This is a genomic window from Stenotrophomonas africana, from assembly GCF_013004645.1.
Classification (GTDB): Bacteria; Pseudomonadota; Gammaproteobacteria; order Xanthomonadales; family Xanthomonadaceae; genus Stenotrophomonas; species Stenotrophomonas africana.
On sequence record NZ_JABEME010000002.1, the window covers coordinates 55,927 to 74,587 of the forward strand.

Annotated in this window: 18 protein-coding genes; 9 read left to right on the forward strand and 9 right to left on the reverse strand. The window is 67.3% G+C overall.

The window, feature by feature from the left end:
- The first annotated feature begins 32 nt into the window (after positions 1-32).
- The 3 genes from HLA98_RS04525 (at position 33) to HLA98_RS04535 (ending at position 4,288) form a co-directional block, all read left to right on the forward strand.
- On the forward strand, positions 33-1,454 hold the full coding sequence (locus HLA98_RS04525) for an FAD/NAD(P)-binding protein (protein WP_057500901.1): 1,422 nt from the start codon (positions 33-35) through the stop codon (positions 1,452-1,454).
- Between the two features lie 9 nt (positions 1,455-1,463).
- A complete protein-coding gene (gene uvrD / locus HLA98_RS04530; RefSeq protein WP_057500900.1) occupies positions 1,464-3,656 on the forward strand; it encodes a DNA helicase II in 2,193 nt (730 codons plus the stop codon).
- A 77-nt stretch (positions 3,657-3,733) separates the two neighbouring features.
- Positions 3,734-4,288: a hypothetical protein gene (locus HLA98_RS04535; protein WP_057500898.1), complete on the forward strand. Its 555-nt coding sequence runs from the start codon at positions 3,734-3,736 to the stop codon at positions 4,286-4,288.
- 86 nt (positions 4,289-4,374) lie between these two features.
- Here the strand turns inward: HLA98_RS04535 and HLA98_RS04540 are convergent, their stop codons facing one another.
- Positions 4,375-4,521 (reverse strand): hypothetical protein, encoded by a 147-nt coding sequence (locus HLA98_RS04540; protein WP_165284680.1) that lies wholly within the window; start codon positions 4,519-4,521, stop codon positions 4,375-4,377.
- Between the two features lie 183 nt (positions 4,522-4,704).
- Here HLA98_RS04540 and HLA98_RS04545 point away from each other — a divergent pair, with 183 nt between their 5' ends.
- Positions 4,705-5,151, forward strand: coding sequence for a universal stress protein (locus tag HLA98_RS04545; protein WP_005411629.1), 447 nt, complete (start codon positions 4,705-4,707; stop codon positions 5,149-5,151).
- Positions 5,152-5,286: 135 nt separating this feature from the next.
- On the opposite strand, the gene HLA98_RS04550 is transcribed toward HLA98_RS04545, so the two are convergent.
- Positions 5,287-5,571 carry a DUF2782 domain-containing protein gene (locus HLA98_RS04550; RefSeq protein ID WP_057500897.1) on the reverse strand — a complete coding sequence of 95 codons (285 nt, stop codon included), beginning with the start codon at positions 5,569-5,571 and terminating at the stop codon, positions 5,287-5,289.
- A 99-nt stretch (positions 5,572-5,670) separates the two neighbouring features.
- On the opposite strand from HLA98_RS04550, the gene polA reads away from it, so the two are divergent.
- Positions 5,671-8,445, forward strand: a complete 2,775-nt coding sequence (polA, locus tag HLA98_RS04555) for a DNA polymerase I (RefSeq protein ID WP_057500896.1) — start codon at positions 5,671-5,673, stop codon at positions 8,443-8,445.
- Between the two features lie 328 nt (positions 8,446-8,773).
- Positions 8,774-9,253, forward strand: a complete 480-nt coding sequence (locus tag HLA98_RS04560; protein ID WP_049443778.1) for a DUF421 domain-containing protein — start codon at positions 8,774-8,776, stop codon at positions 9,251-9,253.
- Between the two features lie 42 nt (positions 9,254-9,295).
- Here HLA98_RS04560 and HLA98_RS04565 read toward each other — a convergent pair whose 3' ends face one another.
- The 7 genes from HLA98_RS04565 to HLA98_RS04595 all read right to left on the reverse strand — a co-directional run bounded on the left by HLA98_RS04565 (position 9,296) and on the right by HLA98_RS04595 (position 17,039).
- Positions 9,296-10,459, reverse strand: coding sequence for a hypothetical protein (locus HLA98_RS04565; RefSeq protein WP_057500895.1), 1,164 nt, complete (start codon positions 10,457-10,459; stop codon positions 9,296-9,298).
- A gap of 95 nt (positions 10,460-10,554) precedes the next feature.
- A complete protein-coding gene (hemF, locus tag HLA98_RS04570) occupies positions 10,555-11,451 on the reverse strand; it encodes an oxygen-dependent coproporphyrinogen oxidase (RefSeq protein WP_057500894.1) in 897 nt (298 codons plus the stop codon).
- Positions 11,452-11,456: 5 nt separating this feature from the next.
- Positions 11,457-12,644, reverse strand: a complete 1,188-nt coding sequence (locus HLA98_RS04575) for a hypothetical protein (protein ID WP_057500893.1) — start codon at positions 12,642-12,644, stop codon at positions 11,457-11,459.
- 33 nt (positions 12,645-12,677) lie between these two features.
- Complete coding sequence (locus HLA98_RS04580) at positions 12,678-13,628, reverse strand: hypothetical protein (protein ID WP_057500892.1); 951 nt, start codon at positions 13,626-13,628, stop codon at positions 12,678-12,680.
- Positions 13,629-13,662: 34 nt separating this feature from the next.
- Complete coding sequence (locus HLA98_RS04585) at positions 13,663-14,223, reverse strand: hypothetical protein (protein WP_057500891.1); 561 nt, start codon at positions 14,221-14,223, stop codon at positions 13,663-13,665.
- Between the two features lie 30 nt (positions 14,224-14,253).
- A complete protein-coding gene (locus HLA98_RS04590) occupies positions 14,254-14,673 on the reverse strand; it encodes an NUDIX hydrolase (RefSeq protein ID WP_057500890.1) in 420 nt (139 codons plus the stop codon).
- A complete protein-coding gene (locus HLA98_RS04595) occupies positions 14,670-17,039 on the reverse strand; it encodes a S9 family peptidase (protein WP_057500889.1) in 2,370 nt (789 codons plus the stop codon). Before HLA98_RS04595 ends, HLA98_RS04590 begins: the two co-directional genes overlap by 4 nt.
- A gap of 167 nt (positions 17,040-17,206) precedes the next feature.
- On the opposite strand from HLA98_RS04595, the gene HLA98_RS04600 reads away from it, so the two are divergent.
- From HLA98_RS04600 to HLA98_RS04610, 3 genes are read left to right on the forward strand one after another with little or no spacing between them, the layout of a single operon-like run.
- On the forward strand, positions 17,207-17,536 hold the full coding sequence (locus HLA98_RS04600; protein WP_005414880.1) for a hypothetical protein: 330 nt from the start codon (positions 17,207-17,209) through the stop codon (positions 17,534-17,536).
- A gap of 37 nt (positions 17,537-17,573) precedes the next feature.
- Positions 17,574-18,227, forward strand: a complete 654-nt coding sequence (locus tag HLA98_RS04605; RefSeq protein ID WP_057500888.1) for an RNA polymerase sigma factor — start codon at positions 17,574-17,576, stop codon at positions 18,225-18,227.
- Positions 18,224-18,439, forward strand: coding sequence for a hypothetical protein (locus HLA98_RS04610; protein ID WP_057500887.1), 216 nt, complete (start codon positions 18,224-18,226; stop codon positions 18,437-18,439). The genes HLA98_RS04605 and HLA98_RS04610 overlap by 4 nt, the downstream gene beginning before the upstream one ends.
- Positions 18,440-18,661 lie beyond the last annotated feature (222 nt).

Consider the following 18,661-nt stretch of genomic DNA (forward strand, 5'->3'; position numbering starts at 1 on the left):
CGACTCTACCCCCGTCATTCCCATCATCGCCGATGGCCTACAATCGGCACATGACTGATTCACCGCGTAATGGCGAACTGGACCTGGCAATCATCGGTGGTGGTGCGGCCGGGGTGCTGGTAGCGATCCAGGTATTGCGCCAGGCCAAGGCGCCGTTGGCGCTGGCCATCTTCGAACCCGCCTCGCAGCTGGCCCAGGGCATCGCCTACGCCACGCCGTGGCCGGAGCACCTGCTGAACGTGCCGGCGGCGAAGATGAGTGCGTTTGCCGATCAGCCCGGCGATTTCCTCGACTACCTGATGGCCGCCAACGCCTACCCGGGCGAGGCGCGCGAGGTGCTGGGCGAGCGCTATGTATGCCGCCACTACTTTGCGGCCTACCTGCAGCAGCGCCTGCAGGAGGCCGCTGCGGCCAGCCCGGCGCAGCTGCAGGTGATCGCGCAGCCGGTGCTGGGCCTGCAGCCGGATGACCACGGCTACCAGCTGACATTCGGCGATGGCAGCACGCTGCACGCCGCGCAGGCGGTGCTCGCCACCGGGAACAGCATGCGGCCGCTGCCGGTGGCCGGTGCCGAGGCACTGCCCGCCGATGACGTGATCGAGGCCTGGGACTACGACGGCGTACGCACCCTGGCCGGCGAGCAGGCTGTGGCCATTGTCGGCTCCGGCCTGAGCATGGCCGATACCGTGCTGGCCCTGGTTGCCGCTGGTCACACCGGCCTGCTGCATGTGATCTCGCGCCATGGCCTGCTGCCGTTGCCGCATGCGCATGGCGGCCTGCCCACGTTCGACCCGGCCACGCTGCTGCCGATGAACCTGCGCCAGCGCCTGCGCGCATTGCGCCGGTTCGCTCGTCAGGCGCAGGCCGACGGCCTGCCGTGGCAGGGCGTGATGGACCGTATCCGTCCGCACGGGCAGGCGCTGTGGTGCAGCCTCGACGCGGCCGACCAGCGCCGCTTCCTGCGCCATGTGGTGCGCTACTGGGATGTGCATCGCCACCGCATCGCCGAAGAGGCCGACGCACAGCTGCAGGCGCTGATCGAAAGCGGCCAACTGCGTATTCACCGGTCCCGCCTGCAACGCATCGGCCGCGAAGGCGACGCCCTGCGGCTGTCTGGCCGCGATGCCACCGGCAATGAACAGCGGTGGACGATTGGCGGGGTGATCAACGCCACTGGCGTGGAAACCCGCGCCAGCGCGTTGCGCAATCCGCTGCTGCAGCAGCTGCAGGCCGATGGGCTGGCCCGCCCCGGCCCGCATGGGTTGGGCCTGGACAGCACGGTGCCGGGCGACCGCCTGTGTGCTGCCGGGGGCCAGCCGCAGGCACGGCTGGGCGTGCTCGGCAGCCTGCGCATCGGCAGCCTGTGGGAAAGCCTGGCGGTGCCTGAACTGCGTCAGCAGGCGCAGGCACTGGCCACCCAGGTGGTCGCAGGAGCCGCGACGGCGATGCCGTAAAATGGGGGCATGGATGTCTCCCACCTGCTTGATGGCCTGAACCCGGCCCAGCGCGAAGCCGTCTCCGCTCCCCCCGGCCACCACCTGGTGCTGGCCGGTGCCGGTTCCGGCAAGACCCGCGTACTTACCCACCGCATCGCCTGGCTGCATGAAGTCGACGGCGTGCCGACCCACGGCATTTTCGCGGTGACCTTCACCAACAAGGCGGCCGGCGAAATGCGCCACCGCATCGACGCACAGCTACCTAACGGCAGCCGTGGCATGTGGATCGGTACCTTCCACGGCCTGGCCAACCGCCTGCTGCGCCTGCACTGGCAGGACGCGAAGCTGCCCGAAGGCTTCCAGGTGATGGACTCGGACGACCAGCTGCGGCTGGTCAAGCGCGTGGTGCAGGCGCTGGAGCTGGACGACGGCAAGTACCCGCCCAAGCAGATCGCGTGGTGGATCAACGCGCAGAAGGACGAGGGCCGCCGCCCGCAGCACATCCAGCCCGAGCCGCACGACGCGTGGCTGGAAACCATGCGCCAGGCTTACATCGAATACCAGGCGCGCTGCGACCGCGCCGGCCTGGTCGACTTCGCCGAGCTGCTGCTGCGCGCGCATGAACTGCTGCGCGACAACCCGGCGCTGCTGTCGCACTACCGCGCCCGCTTCCGCGAGATTCTGGTGGACGAGTTCCAGGACACCAATGCCATCCAGTACGCCTTCGTGCGCGTGCTGGCCGGTGATTCCGGCCACGTGTTCGTGGTCGGCGACGATGACCAGGCCATCTACGGCTGGCGCGGTGCCAAGGTCGAGAACGTGCAGGGCTTCCTGCGTGACTTCCCCGGTGCGCAGACCATCCGCCTGGAACAGAACTACCGCTCCACCGCCAACATCCTCGGCGCCGCCAATGCGGTGATCGCGCACAATCCGGATCGCATCGGCAAGCAGCTGTGGACCGACAGCGGCGACGGCGAGCCGATCGATCTGTATGCCGCGTACAACGAGATGGACGAGGCACGCTACATCGTCGAGCGCGCCCGTCAGTGGGTGCGCGACGGTGGCAGCTACACTGAAGTGGCCGTGCTCTACCGCAGCAACGCGCAGTCGCGCGCGCTGGAAGAAGCGCTGCTGAGCGAACAGGTGCCGTACCGCGTGTATGGTGGCATGCGCTTCTTCGAGCGTGCCGAAATCAAGGACGCGCTGGCTTACCTGCGCCTGCTGTCCAACCGCAACGATGACGCCGCCTTCGAGCGCGCGGTCAACACCCCCACCCGGGGCATCGGCGACCGCACGCTGGACGAAGTGCGCCGCGAGGCACGCGCGCAGGGCATCTCGTTGTGGGAAGCAACGATGCTGGTCACCCAGGGCAGTGCGCTGGCCGCACGCGCGCGCAATGCACTGGCCGGCTTCCTGGGGCTGGTCAACGAGCTGCAGGCGCAGACCGTGCACATGACCCTGGCCGAGCGCGTGGACCACGTGCTGGCCCGCTCGCAGCTGCGCGAGCACTGGAGCAAGGAAAGCCGCAACGCGCTGGATTCGGAATCGCGCACCGACAACCTCGATGAACTGGTCTCGGTCGCCTCGCGCTTCGTGCGCCGCGCCGACGACATCGAGGAAGTGGGCGAGGACATGGACGAGCTGGTCGCGTTCCTGGCCTATGCCGCGCTGGAGGCCGGTGAGGGCCAGGCGCAGGCCGGCGAGGACGGCGTGCAGCTGATGACCCTGCACTCGGCCAAGGGCCTGGAATTCCCGCTGGTGTTCCTGGCGGGCATGGAAGACGGCCTGTTCCCCAGCGCACGTTCGCTGGAAGAAAGCGGGCGGCTGGAAGAAGAGCGCCGCCTGGCCTACGTCGGCATCACCCGCGCGCGCCAGAAGCTGGTGCTGAGCTACGCCGAATCGCGCCGCATCCATGGGCAGGACAACTACAGCCTGCCGTCGCGCTTCCTGCGCGAGATTCCGCGCGAGCTGCTGCACGAAGTGCGCCCGAAGGTACAGGTCTCGCGGCCGGCCTCGATGGGTGCCAGCCGGGTGATGGGCCATGCCTCGATCGAGGCGCCGCCGGTCAAGCTCGGCGCGCTGGTCACCCATCCCAAGTTCGGCGAGGGCATGGTGACCGACTACGAAGGCAGCGGCGCCCACGCCCGCGTGCAGGTCGAGTTTGCCGATGCCGGCAGCAAGTGGCTGGTGATGGCGTACGCCAACCTGACGGTGATCTGATCACCGTCAGAGGCGGGAAAGCCAGCCGAACATGGCTCGGCTCTACAATAGGCGGCACTTCTTCCAGGACCGCCCCCATGACCGAACCCACGCTGCACGTCACCGTGAAGTTGAACGCCCGGCTGCAGCCGGAGCATCGCCACGAACTGTTCGAGGATCCGCTCGACGCGCTGCTGCAGGCGGCCCAGGTGGGCGAGCTGACTGGTGGCGGCACCGCGATGTCCGATCTCGGCGAGGTCGAATACGGTGATATCGAAGTTGCCCTGGTCGATGCGGCCGGCGTGCCGAAGCTGATCGACCTGCTGGAACAGCTGGGTGCTCCGAAGGGTTCGCAGCTGCAGGGCGCGGGTGAAGCCGACCGCAGCTTCGGCGTGACCGAAGGCCTGGGCATCTACCTGGATGGCCTGAATCTGCCGGACGAAGTCTACGAACAGTGCGATTCCAACCATGTGTTCGAACAGCTGTCGGAGAACATCGACGGCCTGGGCGAGATCTGCAGCTGGTGGCAGGGCCCGACCGAGACCGCGCTGTACATGTATGGCGAATCGTTCGAGGCGATGCGCGATGCGATCGCCGGATTCGTGGCCAGCTACCCGCTGTGCCAGAACGCACGCGTGGTGCAGATCGCCTGAAGGTGGGGGCGCTGTAGAGTCGAGCTTGCTCGACTGCCTTTTTATGAGCAGAAGCAGTCGAGCAAGCTCGACTCTACGGCAGCAGGTTATCGGCCGGCTGACTGCCGGGCGTTGTCGCGCTGGGCAAGATCCTTGCCCAGATGATAGCCGCCGCAGAGCAGGACGAAGGTGGCGGCGAGGCTCCACAGGATGATCCTGAGGGGGCTTCGTGGTGTTGGCTTGCTGTCCTGCATGTGCGTTCTCCCGGGGCAGCGCGGTGCCGCTGGTCCAGCATGCGCTGCGGTAAGGGGGCGGGCAAGCGGACGATGCGCACACGCCGCTGCGCGGCGCCGGATTGATCCTGCTCAAGGCGCGGCCTCCACATCCGGTGTGCAATGGTGTCGTTCCCATCTGGCAGACCGCCACGGAGCCCCACCATGTACAAGCGCATCCTGATTGCCACCGACGGTTCCGAGCTGGCCGACAAGGGCCTGGCCAAGGGCCTGGAGCTGGCCAAGGACCTCAATGCCGAGGTTGATATCGTGACCGTTTCCGAGCCGTGGGCCGTCGGCATGTACGACGCAATGGGCTGGAGCGTGGGCTACATGAACAGCCCCGAGTACAAGGCCGACCGCGAGGAAGGCGCGCAGAAGGTGCTGCAGCCGGCGCTGGCCAAGGCCGCCGAGCAGGGCATTACCGCCAATCCGGTGCATGTGCTCGACCGCTATGCGGCCGACGGCATCATCGAGACGGCGGGCGAGCGCAACAGTGACCTGATTGTGATGACCTCGCACGGCCGCCGTGGCGTGACCCGCGTGCTGCTGGGCAGCCAGACTGCCGAGGTGCTGGCACGCAGCACGCTGCCGGTGCTGGTCATCCGCTGACTCAAGCGTTCCCGGGGAGGGGACCCGACGCCGGCCGCAGGATGCGCGCCGGCGTTGTTTTTTGTGGGGCCGAGGGCCGTCATATCCACGCATGGCGAGGATCTACTGGATCGCACGGATCCGACCCCGGTCACATCACCAGCTGTACAGCTTCCAGTACACCGGCGACACGCCGTCCTTGTCGTTGTCGAAACGACCATCGCCGTTCTTGTCGTACATGTAGTACGGCGCGCCGCGCGACGGGGTCACCTTGACCATGCGCAGCTGCCCGGACACGCGGTACTCCTCGATGGTGTCACCGTTGTCCATGGTCCGCTTGGAGACATCGGCGCCCTTGACGTCGACCGGGGGAGCCCCGGCGCCACCCATGCTGGCGCAGCCGGCCAGCAGGAGCAGAGAGGCCAGCATCAGAGTCTTCATGGGTGGGGTTCCTTTGCCTGGAATGAGCTTCGATTATGCCCCATCGCGGCGTGGGGACCGTGTCGCCGCGATGCAGGCACGGGCGCGTAGAATCGACCCATGAGCAGATTAGTCCTGATCGACGGGTCCAGTTACCTGTACCGCGCGTTCCACGCGCTGCCGCCCCTGTCCAATGCACAGGGCGAACCCACCGGCGCGCTGTTCGGCGTGGTCAACATGCTGCGCTCGACACTGAAGGAACGCCCGGCTTACGTGGCGTTCGTGGTCGATGCGCCGGGCAAGACCTTCCGCGATGACCTGTACGACCAGTACAAGGCCAACCGCCCACCGATGCCCGATGAGCTGCGCAGCCAGGTCGAGCCGATGTGCCGCATCGTCGAGGCGCTGGGCATCAGCATCCTGCGCATTCCCGGCGTGGAAGCCGACGATGTGATCGGCACGCTGGCCCTGCAGGGCGTGGCGCAGGACCTGAAGGTGACCATTTCCACCGGCGACAAGGACTTCGCCCAGCTGGTGCGCCCGGGCATCGAGCTGGTCAACACCATGACCGGCAGCCGCATGGATTCGGATGCGGCGGTGATGGAGAAGTTCGGCGTCCGCGCCGACCAGATCATCGACCTGCTGGCGCTGATGGGCGACGCGGTCGACAACGTGCCGGGCGTGGAGAAATGCGGGCCGAAGACCGCCGCCAAGTGGCTGGCCGAGTACCAGCACCTGGACGGCGTGATGGCGGCCGCGCCGACCATGAAGGGCAAGATCGGCGAAAACCTGCGCGCCGCGCTGGAGCGCCTGCCGCTGAACCGTGAGCTGGTGACCATCCGCACCGACGTCGCGCTGGAGGCCAGCCCGACCACGCTGGCCCTGCGCGAGCAGGACGTTCCGGAGCTGACCGAGCTGTATGCGCGCTACGGCTTCACCCAGGCGCTGAAGGAGCTGGGGGCACCGCTGCCGGCGCCCGCCGCTGCCAGTGAGGCCACCCCAAGCCTGCGCGGCACCGCCGCCGGCTTTGCCCGCGGCAGCGCCGAGGCACCGGCCGCGGGTACGCTGGATCCGGCGCTGGCGGCGCCGGGTGAATACGAGACCGTGCTGACCGCCGAGCAGCTGCAGGCCTGGGTCGAGCGCCTGCAGCAGGCCGACCTGATCAGCTTCGATACCGAAACCGATGCGCTGGACGCGATGCGTGCGCGCCTGGTGGGTATCAGCCTGGCGGTCGAGCCGGGCAAGGCCGCCTACATTCCGGTTGGCCATGATTACCCGGGTGCGCCAGCCCAGCTGCCGATGCAGCAGGTGCTGGATGCACTGCGCCCGGTGCTGCAGGACCCGGCGAAGAAGAAACTGGGCCAGCACGGCAAGTACGACCTGCATGTGCTGCGCCGTCACGGCGTGGAGGTGCAGGGTTACCACGACGACACCATGCTCGAGAGCTTCGTGCTCAACTCCACTGCCACCCGCCACGACATGGATTCGCTGGCGCTGCGTTACCTGGGCTACAGCACCATCAAGTTCGAGGACGTGGCCGGCAAGGGTGCCAAGCAGATTCCGTTCTCGCAGGTGGGCATCGATGAAGCCAGCCGCTATGCGGCCGAGGACGCCGACATCACGCTGCGCCTGCACCGTGCGCTGCAGCCGCAACTGTTGGCCGAACGGGCGTTGGACAGCGTGTACCGCGACATCGAAATGCCGCTGGTGCCGGTGCTGACCAGCATCGAAGCCAACGGCGTGCGGATCGACACCGACGAACTGCGCCGGCAGAGCCAGGACCTGTCCTCACGCATGTTGGCGGCGCAGCAGAAGGCCACCGAACTGGCCGGACGCAGCTTCAACCTGGATTCGCCCAAGCAGTTGCAGGCGGTACTGTTCGACGAGCTGAAGCTGCCGGCGGTGGTGAAGACCCCGAAGGGCCAGCCGAGTACCAATGAAGAGGCGCTGGAGGCCATTGCCGACCAGCATGAGCTGCCGCGGGTGATCCTCGACTACCGCGGCCTGGCCAAGCTGCGCAGCACCTACACCGACAAGCTGCCGGAGATGGTCAACCCGGACACCGGCCGGGTGCACACCAGCTACCACCAGTCCGGTGCCGCCACCGGCCGCCTGTCCTCGTCGGACCCGAACCTGCAGAACATCCCGATCCGCACCGAGGACGGCCGCCGCATCCGCCGCGCGTTCGTGGCGCCGGAAGGCTTCCAGCTGCTGGCGGCCGATTACTCGCAGATCGAGCTGCGGATCATGGCCCACCTGTCCGAAGACCCGGGCCTGGTGCGCGCCTTCGAGCAGGGTGCCGACGTGCACCGTGCCACCGCCGCCGAGGTGTTCGGGCGTACGCTGGAGGACGTGACGCCGAACGAGCGCCGCGCCGCCAAGGCGATCAACTTCGGGCTGATGTACGGCATGAGCGCCTTCGGCCTGGCCCGCAACCTGGGCATCGACCGTGGCCAGGCGCAGGACTATGTGGCGCTGTACTTCAGCCGCTACCCGGGCGTGCGCGACTTCATGGAGCGGATGCGCCAGCAGGCCCGCGACCAGGGCTATGTGGAAACCCTGTTTGGTCGTCGCCTGTACCTGAACGACATTCATGCACGTAACCAGGGCCTGCGCGCCGGTGCCGAACGCGCGGCGATCAACGCGCCGATGCAGGGCACCGCCGCCGACATCATCAAACGCGCGATGGTGGACGTGGACCAGTGGCTGCGTGACAGCGGCGCACCGGCACGGATGATCCTGCAGGTGCACGATGAACTGGTGTTCGAAACCGAAAGCAGTTTCGTCGAAGACTTGCGTTTGCAGGTGGTGGAGCGCATGTCGCAAGCGGCCAAGTTGCGGGTGCCGCTGGTGGTCGATACCGGCATCGGCAACAACTGGGACGAAGCGCACTGAAGGTGTTTCAGGCGGAAAACGACGTGAATTCGTTCATTCGTCAGAGGTTTCTGACTCGATCATGAATGTTTCCCCGGTCGATGTTCATTAAATTGGGCCCCTTCACGAACCGTTAGTGTTCGGAGTGCTTCTATAACTCTCGACAGGCGCAATGCCTGTTGTGGATCTCTCCCATCCCCTGGAGCAGATCTCGGAACGGGGACTCCTCCCCAAGTGCCCGTTCCCCGGCCCCGTTGACCTCCCCCTGGTCAGCGGGGCTTTTTATTTGCGCCGCCGGCACTTCGGACCCCAGATGCTAGGCTGGGCGACCGTTCCACAGGGGAAGACCATGCCCGACCTGTTCGCACTGGCAATGCCCTGGTGGGAATTCATCCTGCGCGCGGTGGTGGTCTATGTCGTGGTGCTGGGCATGGTCCGCCTCGGCGGAAAACGCGCGCTGGGCCAGATCACGCCGTTCGACGTGCTGTTGATCGTGCTGCTGGGCAATGCGGTGCAGAACGCGCTGCTGGGCACGGACACTTCGCTGGGTGGAGGCCTGTTGCTGGCCGCCACCCTCATCCTGCTCAATTACGGGGTGGGCTGGCTGACCACCCGGAATCGCCGTATGGAGCGGATGATCGAAGGAGAACCCACCGTGATCGCGCGCGATGGCCGGCTTTTGGAGGGTGTTCTCCGCCGCGAACTGATCAGTCGCGCTGATTTCGACGCCGCGCTGCGCCAGCAGGGCGGGCTGCAGATCGAAGACGTGCAGATCGCCCTGCTGGAGACGACCGGACACATCACCATCATTCCGCGGAAGAGCACCTGATCGTGTAGCGCCGAGCATGGGCTCGGCGCTGCACGGCATCATTCATGGTGTGCAGCGGGTAGTGCCGGCCGCCGGTTTGCGCTCGTAGTAGGCGAAACGGTTGCCGCTGTCGATGCCGACCAGGTTGCCGTTCTGCAGCAGCTGCAGCACGAAGTCGCTGCCGATATCGCGATGGATGAGGATGCGGCCGTCGCGCAGGCTCGCCCGCAGTGGCTGTTCGCGGCCACCGGCCTCAACCACACCCCCCTCGAGGAAGCGCAGCTGCGACAACACGCTGCGCTCGGCTTCAAAGCTGCCACAGGGCAGTGCGGTGGCCGGCACCGGCGTGAGCGCGGAGGTGGAGGCGCTGGCGAGAACGGCAAGGTCCTTGGCCGGACCGCAGGCCGGGGCATCGGCGCGCTGGGCACAGGATCGCTGCAGCGCATCGCGGGCCTGCTGCAGGCGGCCACTGCTCCACAAGGTTTCAGCGGTGTCGGCGCAGAACGTTTCGCCCTGCTGCACGCGGCAAAGGTCGATCAGTTCATCAAGCTGCGCGGGCGGCAGGGGCGCATCCACGGAATGCTGCAGGCCGAGCAGGGCCTTGCCCATCATTTCCGAGGCAATCTCCTTGGCTGCCGTCATGCAACCCTCGGCGTCGAACGACGGCAGCTCCTTCCTGCAGATCTCGGGAATCGGCGGTTCCTCCGTTTTGGGCGCGGCGTCCTTGGCCTGCTGCTGGTAGGTCTCCAGCAGACGCATGCAGGCTGCGCCCACGCCTTCAACGCACCATGCATGAAGCTTCTGGGGAGCGGCCTCCGGCAGCGCTTCCAGGCAGTCGGAGGTGTTCATCACGCAACCGCCCTCGATGAGTTCCGGCATCGTCTTGCAGGCGGCGGCGTGCTCACGGGTGAACTCGCGATAGGGCGTGCTGATCGTGCGGTCGTTGTCCGAGAAGTACCAGTTTTCCAGCTGGCCGGTGGACAGGTTGCCGGTACCGAGCACGTCTTCCTGGCGGGCAACGCGCAGTTCCTCGGTGGCCTGGTAGGGGCCGGACAGGAAGCCGTGTCCTTCGCTCTCCAGGGTCAGCGTGGTGTTGCCGCCGCTGTCCTTGTAGGTGCCGCAGGCCATCGATTGCGCGGCAGCCGGCAGGCTGGCCGAGGCCAGCGCGAGCAACAGCAGGGAGCGCCAGCCCGCAGCGCGGGGGCGGAGGGAAACAGCGGCAGGCATGGGTCATCCTTGAAGGAAGTGGGACAGGGCCTGTCCGGTGCGGGGCGCACCACAGGCAGGAGAAAGTGCCACGCGTCAGGCGTGGCGCCGGAAGATCAGAGCCAGTCGCGCGGCACCAGATAGTCGGCCAGGCGCGCCTCGGCGCTGCCCGCTTCCGGACTGAAGCCGTACTCCCAACGCACCCGCGGCGGCAGGCTCATCAGGATGCTTTCGCTGCGGCCACCGCTCTGCAGACCGAACAGCGTGCCGCGGTCATAGACCAGGTTGAACTCCACATAGCGGCCGCGACGGTACAGCTGGAACTCGCGTTCGCGCTCGCCATGCGCGGTGTCCTTGCGCTGCTGCACGATCGGCAGGTAGGCGTCGAGGAAGCCATCACCGACCGCGCGCAGGTAATCGAAATCGCGCTCGAAGTCGCCGTGCAGGTCGTCGAAGAACAGACCGCCGACACCGCGCGTTTCATTGCGGTGCCGCAGGAAGAAGTACTCGTCGCACCAGCGCTTGTGTGCGGCATAACGTTCTTCGCCGAACGGCGTGCACAGGTCGCGCGCAACCCGGTGCCAGTGCTGCACGTCCTCGTCGAACGGATAGAACGGGGTCAGGTCGAAGCCGCCGCCGAACCAGCTGGCCACCACTTCGCCGTCGCGCTGTGCCTGGAAGAAGCGCACGTTGGCATGGGTGGTCGGCACGTAGGGATTGAGCGGGTGGAACACCAGCGACACGCCGGTGGCACGCCAGGAGGCGCCGGCCAGTTCCGGGCGGTTGGCCGAGGCCGACGGCGGCAGGCGGCTGCCGGCCACGTCGGAGAAGCCGATGCCGGCCTGCTCGAACACCGCACCGTCGCGCAGCACGCGGGTACGCCCGCCACCGCCCTCGGCCCGCTGCCACAGGTCTTCCTGGAAGCGGGCCTGGCCGTCGGCGGCCTCGATCGCCGCACAGATGCGGTCCTGCAGGTCGGTGAGGTAGGCGCGAACGCGCTCGAATTCGTTCATGGCGCCTACTTTACCGCAGGCCCTGTGCCGGTACCCGCGCGCGCGACGCAGCGGGGGGCCGACCCATCGCGCTGGTAGCGGGTGAAGCGGTTGTCGCGGTCGTTCGCCACCAGATCGCCATTGGCCAGCCGCCAGAACACCCGGTCCTCGCCTCTCCCGCTGCGCACGTGGACGGCTCCCTCGCGCAGGGTGGCAGGTTGCGCCTCCTGCCCCGCCACCCGGACCTGGCCATCCTCGCCGAACACCAGGTCGCCGGCCTGTGCCTGGTAGCGGCCACAGGGCAGTGCGTCCAGAGGCGCTATGGCCAGATCCGCCGGTGACAGCGACGCCAGCGGCGTGGCCGTGCTGCAGGCCTGTGGATCCTCGCTGACCCTGCACGCCAGCTGCAGCGCATCGCGTGCAGGCAACAGGCGCTTGGAGGCCCACAACGCAACGGCGGTCGCATGGCAGAAGCTGGCGCTGGGATGTTCGCGGCACAGCGTGCTGACCTCGTCCAGCTGCTCAGCAGGCAGTGGCACCTGGTGCGGCGTGCTGCCTGCCAGTGAGAACGCCCAACCGATATCGCGTGCACGGCTGGCTGTCTCGGCTTGCTCGCACGCGTCCCGGTCGTAGCTCGCGGTGTCCTGTTCACAGGCCGCTGGCGTGGCCGGCTCTTCGCGATCGCTGGCAAGGGCCATTTCCACCAGCAGGTCGTTGCGGGCATCGCTGCGGTAGTCCTCGATCAGCAGATTGCAGGCGACGGGAACATCCTCGCGGCACCATTGTCGCCAGCGTTCGGGACCGGCGAGTGCCATGTCATCGATGCACTGCGCGATGTCCGCGCGGCAACTCCCGGCCGCAAACGCCGGTGCTGCGCGGCACTCGGTCGCGCTCTCCAACCTGTAGCGGTGGTCATCGCCGGCCAGGACGCGGCCGTCGCTGGCGATTTTCAGTGCGCTGACGTTGCCGGTGACCAGGCTGGCCATCACCAGCGACTCGCCCAGTCGCTCCAGGTTATACGGTTCGGGCGCCACGCCGGGCGCGAGCAGGCGGCCCTGCACAGGGCTTTCCACCTGCAGGCGGGTACCGCTGTCGGCGTCCTTGAAGGTGCCGCACAGCGGCGCCTGTGCGGACACGACCGGACTCAGCAGCAACAGAAGCGCAGCACCCCACCCCCGTGACAGGCGGTGGCGGATGTCGGTGGCGGAAGGCATGCGGTAACTCCTGGCAGAACGGCAGCGTAAAGGTCAGTGATCATGGCCGGGCGCGGCCCGGCAGCGTGCGTTGGGGAGGGGCCGATACTGCTGGTAGCCGGTCTGCGTGTCCATGCCGAGCAGGTCGCCGTTGCCCAGCTGGCGCAGGACGAAGGTTTCGCCGTCCTGCTGCAGGTGGATGGCGCCGTCATGCAGGCGGCCGCGCGTGCCATCGCCGAAGTCGAGCCTGTCGACCTGGCCACCCTCGGCCTGGTAGCGGCCACAGGGCACCTGCTGGACCGGCACCAGGCGTAGATGGGCGCCGAGTTCACGCAATGGCGCGGTACGTTCGCAGGCACTGACGCGCCCCGCATCGCAGACCACCTGCAGCGCCTGCACGGCCAGCGTGGGTTCCAGCGCGATCAACTGCTGCTCGGCCACCTCGGTGCAGAAGCGCCCACCGCGCTGGTGCAGGCAGAGCCGCTGCAGCGTGGTGCGCTGCGCGGCAGGCAATGGTGCGTCCTGCTGACCGGCCGCGGCGGCCGGTGCAGCGAGAAAGTGGCGCAGCAGCGCCGAGCATCCAGCGCCGACGCCTTCCTCGCACGCGCCTTGCGCCTGTTGCGGGGGCGCATCCGCGAGCCGCGCAATGCACAGCGCAGGTTGGCCCAGGCAGGCGCCGGGCGCGGGGGCGCGCTGGCAAGCCTGGGGTCGATGCAGCTCGAAGTCGGTCATACCGTCGTTGATATGCGCCCCGTCAGCAGCCACGCTGATGGCGGTGGATGCACCGTCGTCGAGAAACACCAGGTTCAGATCGCCGGCGCTGCGATCGATGCGCAGAGGTGCGCGTTCCTGACCGTCCAGAGCCCGATAGCCGGTGGTGGATGATTCGAACACCAGCGCCATGCCGCCATCGGTGCTGCGGTATTCGCCGCACTGCAGCGCGTTGGCGGCAGCAGGCAACGCGGCCAACAGCAGCAGTGCGGGGAGAAGGGTCAGCAAGCGCATGCGACGGTCCTTGTCGTGCGGGAAAAGGTGTGGCTCAGTGGAAGCGCGAGCGGATGTCCGGCCGCAACAGGCGCCAGGCCAACCAGCCCTGCAGGCCGAGGATCACAAATGACATGGCCACCACGGTCAGCGTGATCAACCAGCGTTTCAGATGGAGTTCCTGCTGCAGGACGGCGTCGTCGGAGAGAAACGGGATGACGTCACGCATGAACACGTCCAACCAGCCGGCGATCGCAAAGTTGGTCAATGCGCTCAGCAGCAGGATCACCACAAAGCTCCACAGGCCCCAGCTGCGCTCGCGCAGCAGGCCCCAGCTGGCCAGGGTCGAGGCCAGGCACAGCAGCGCGACAATCATCGACGCGGCCACCGGATGCGCCAAAAGCCAGATCAGGCTGTGCAGGTGCTGGTCTTGCACTTCCCTCTCAACCAGGTGCCAGATCGGAAGGTTGTGCAGCGGCCACAGCAGCAGTCCCTGCATCACGAAGTAGACCGTGAGCAGCAGTGACAGCCAGAACGAAGCCTGTGCGATCGGGCGCACCCAGGCGTGATAGCCCGGCTGGACCAGCGAAGGAATCGGCGGGATCGACATTGACATCCGGTGTCCTTGCGGTCGGCGCCCGCACGCTCAGCGGGCTGTCACCCGGGTGGCGACGGCCGGCAGGATATGGTGTTCGCTCAACGGTGCCAAGGGCTGGCCGTGCGGCGGCTGCAGCGGCACCCAGGCCAGTTCGGCGATCTCCGCGCGTGCCTGTGGCGTGCCGTCCACCTGCACCCACCATGCCTGCGCCTGCACGAGGTGGCCGGGCTCGTTCACCGCCCAGTCTTCGAACGTGCCCAGCGCGACGGCGGTCCCGGCGCACACCTGCACACCGAGTTCTTCGTCCAGTTCGCGCGCCAGTGCCTGCAGCGGTGCTTCGCCGGCTTCAGGCTTGCCACCGGGCTGGATGAAGCGGCTGGCGCCGTGCTTGCGCACCACCAGCGCCCGGCCGCGGTCATCCAGGATGACCGCGGCCACGATATGGATCGTGGCCGCGGCGTTGCTCACTTCAGGTTCTGCTCGAACAGCTTGAGGATGCGCTTGTACTGGTCCAGCCAGGAATCGGCGCGGACGTAGCCGTGGCGCTCCAGCGGGTACGGTGCGATCGACCAGTTGTCCTTGTGCAGTTCGATCAGGCGCTGGGTGAGGTTCACCGAGTCCTGGAAGAACACGTTGTCATCCATCATGCCGTGGGCGATCAGCAGGTTGTCCTGCAGGTTCTGCGCGTACTCGATCGGCGAGGACACGCGGTACGCCTCCGGGTCGATGTCCGGGGTGTTGAGGATGTTGCTGGTATAGCCGTGGTTGTACTGGTGCCAGTCGACCACCGGGCGCAGCGCGGCGCCAGCCTTGAACGTGCCCGGCGAGCGGAACAGCGCCATGAAGGTCATGAAGCCGCCGTAGGAACCGCCGTAGATGCCGGCGTGGTCGCGGTCACCCTGCTGGGTGTCGACCAGCCAGTCCAGGCCGTCCTTGTAGTCTTCCAGTTCCGGGTGGCCCATGTTGCGGTAGATCGCCGTACGCCAGTCGCGGCCGTAGCCCTCGCTGCCGCGGTAATCCATGTCCAGCACGATGTAGCCCTTCTGCACCAGCAGGTTGTGGAACATCTGCTCGCGGAAGTAGGCCGGGTAGCGCTGGTGCACGTTCTGCAGGTAGCCGGCGCCGTGCACGAACATCACGATCGGATACTTCCTGCCGGGTTCCTTGTTTTCGGGCTCGTAGTACTTGGCCCAGACCACGCCGGCGCCATGCTTGGACGGCACTGCCACCAGCTTCGGCTGGATCCACTGGCGCGCCTTGTAGTCGGCGGTGCGGGTGTCGGTCAGCACGCGGGCCTGGCCACCGGTGCTCGGCAGCACGGCGAGCTGCGCCGGCAGGTAGGCGCCGGAATAGCGCACCAGCAGCTGCTGGCCGTCCGGCGACAGCGAGAAATCTTCCACGCCATTGAGGCTGGTCAGCTCGCGCACCTGACGGCTGCCGGTGTCGACCGCGCAGACTTCGTAGTCATGCGGCGCCTGCTGGTTGCACAGGAAGTAGAAGCCCTTGCCATCGGCCGACGGCACCGGCGCCGAAGTTTCCCACTTGCCGCTGGTCAGCGCCTGCGGCTTGGCAGTGCCGGTCTGGATGTACAGGTGCGAGAAGCCCGATTCCTCCGACAGCAGCCACAGCGTTCGGCCATCGGCCATCCAGCCGAAATCGTTGAAGCCCCAGTTGATCCAGGCGTTGTCGGTCAGGCGATGGCGGTTCTGCACGCGGCCGTCGGCGGCGTTGATGCTGACGATCCAGCGGTCCTTGTTGTCGTTGGCACGCAGCATCACCGCAGCCTGCTGGCCGTCGGCGCTCCAGCGGATGCCACCGCCCATGAAGTCGCTCATCACCTGCAGGCTGCGCTCGCCCTTCAGCGCGTCCTTGCCGGCCTTGCGGCGCAGCTCGGCCAGCGGATCGGTGCTGATGCCCGGCAGGCCGGCCAGCGAAACCTTCTCGACCTTGCCGGTGCGCACGTCCACGTACCACAGCGTGTGCGGCTCGAAGCCGTTGCGGCCGACGCGGGTGCGGGTGTCTTCGGTTTCCTCGTAGCCCGATTCGGTCACATACAGCGGCATCTTGCCGCCACGGCCGTCGTCGAAGTCCTTCGGCTTGGTCACCACGATCAAGTGGGTCAGGTCCGGAGACAGCACGCTGTCGGCGATCTCCACGTCGGCGCCCAGGTACACCGGGCCCGGCGCGCGGGTCGGGTCGGCCTGGCGCCAGCGCTGGTCCTGGTCCTTCAGTGCTTCGCGCTGGTCACGGTCGCGGCGCAGGGTTTCCAGCGTGCGCAGCTGCTGGTCGCGCAGCACGTCAGCCTTCGGTGCCGTGCGCGGGTCCTTCTCAGCCTTCAGGCTGGCCACCTGCTGCACGCCGCTGGCGGCGGTCCAGTGGAACCAGTTCTGGCCGACCCGCCAGATCACGCCGTTGTCGGCGGCGAAGTTCACGTTGCCCGCGCGCTCGTTGCTGCGGGTCAGCTGGGTCAGCGCGCCGCTGCGCAGGTCACGCACGAACACGTCGCCATTGCGGACGAAGGCACTGCGGCTGCGGCTGCGGTCATAGACCGGCTCGGCCACGTCCAGGGTGCCGCGCTGGTCATCGGCCACCTGCGCGGCCATGCCACCGGCCACCGGCTGGCGGAAGGTATCGCGCACCGGGCTGCCGTTGCGCTTGAGCTGGTATTCCACCTGCTGGCTGTTCCACGACCACCAGGCCTTCTCGACCGGCGGGCCGATCCAGTCCGGGTCGGCCATGGCCTGTTCGATGGTGATCGGCGTCGGCGCGGCATGCGCAGCCGGTGCGGCCAGCACGGCCGACAGCAGGAGGGACAGGGGCAGCACTCGGGACATGGGCGGACGGCACCAGTAGAGGAAACCGGCCAAGCGTAGCAGCCGCAAGGGCCCGGGGCAGGGGCCACAGGTCATGGCGGCGGGATTGGCAAAGTGGTGCAACCGGTGGCCGGCCTCGCGCATCCATTCTCCTGAACCCGCATCATCCACCGAACAGGAGCCCGACCATGCAGGAACTGATCCCGATCACCCTCTTCATCTGCATCGCCTACGCGATCCATGCCATTGCCGATGCCCGCGCCCGCAGCAAACTGGTGGCCCCGCACGTGCCCGAGGAAGTGATCCGCTCGCTGGCCGTGCTGGAAGAAGAGCGCCGCCGCCAGGGCGCGCTGCGCTGGGGCATCAGCCTGGTCTGCCTGGCCCTGGCCATGGCCCTGCTGGAAGCCATCGGTGCCCGTGACCTGACCTTTGGCGCCGCCGCCGCGCTGGTCGGTAGTGCCGGCCTCGGCCAGCTGCTGGCCTGGCACTTCACCCGTCCTGCTGCGCGCAAGGGCTGAGCCGGCCCATGCCATGGGCACAGGGGGCGCCCCATAGATGAGCCTGCTCGGCGAAGCATTGTCGGCACTGCGGGGCCGCCGCCGCCACGATACGGCGGCGACGGCGGCACCCGCTGCACCGCTGGATGCGGACCAAGCTCTGGTGCGAGCCATCATCGACGGCTCGCAGGCGGCGTTTTCGCAGCTGGTCGAGACCCATCAACGCACCTGCGCGCACGTGATCGGGCGCATGGTGGGCGACCGCGATCAGGTGGCCGACCTGCTGCAGGAAACCTTCCTGGCCGTGTTCCGCCAGTTGCATCGGTTTCGTTTTGAATCCTCGCTGCGCACCTGGATTTCCCGGGTCGCTTACACCACGGCGCTGCAGCACCTGCGCCGGCGGCGGCTGGAGGCGCAATGGATGATGGCCGTGGAGGTGCCGGAGGAACTTGGGATCGGCGATGAAGGTCCCGGGCCCGCTGAGTTGAGCGAGGCGCTGCAGGCCGGGCGCCAGCTTGGTGCGGCACTCGAGCGGCTGAGTGCGCCGCAGCGGCTGATCGTCGGCCTGCATTACCTGGAGGATTTCGATCTGGCCGAGATCGAGCAGGTGACCGGACTGGCACGCGGTACCATCAAGAGCCACCTGTACCGCGCGCGCCAGGTCCTGAAGCAGGAACTGACGCGGCATGCCGCCGCCGGAGAACTGCTGTGACTCAATCGACCGACCCTCGCGATGCGGAAAAGCGCGCGCTGGCGCACGCGTTGCGTGAGCAGGTGCAGCAGGAAGAAACGCCGGATGTGAGCGAGGCGCTGCAGAAGCGGATCGCCGCTGAGTCACGCGACAGTGGCGTGGGCTATGTGGTGGTGCAGGTGGTGTTGCTGGGCGCGTTGGTGGCTGCGGCGGTCTGGTACTTCTGGGTCTAGGGAAACATTGACGTCTGCACCTGCCTTGGGACGTTTCTTCCTCCAACTCCCGATCAGAAATCCAGGCATCGGGCGTTGTCCGCAAATCGACAGTTGGCCTTTCCCGACAGATTCCGTCACGTCGGTCTCGTCATCAGTGGCGGGCGCTCTATCCAAGGTCCACGAGCTACGTGTGTTTCCTGAGGAAAGTTGCAAATTCCATGCCTCCGCTTGAGGCGGAGT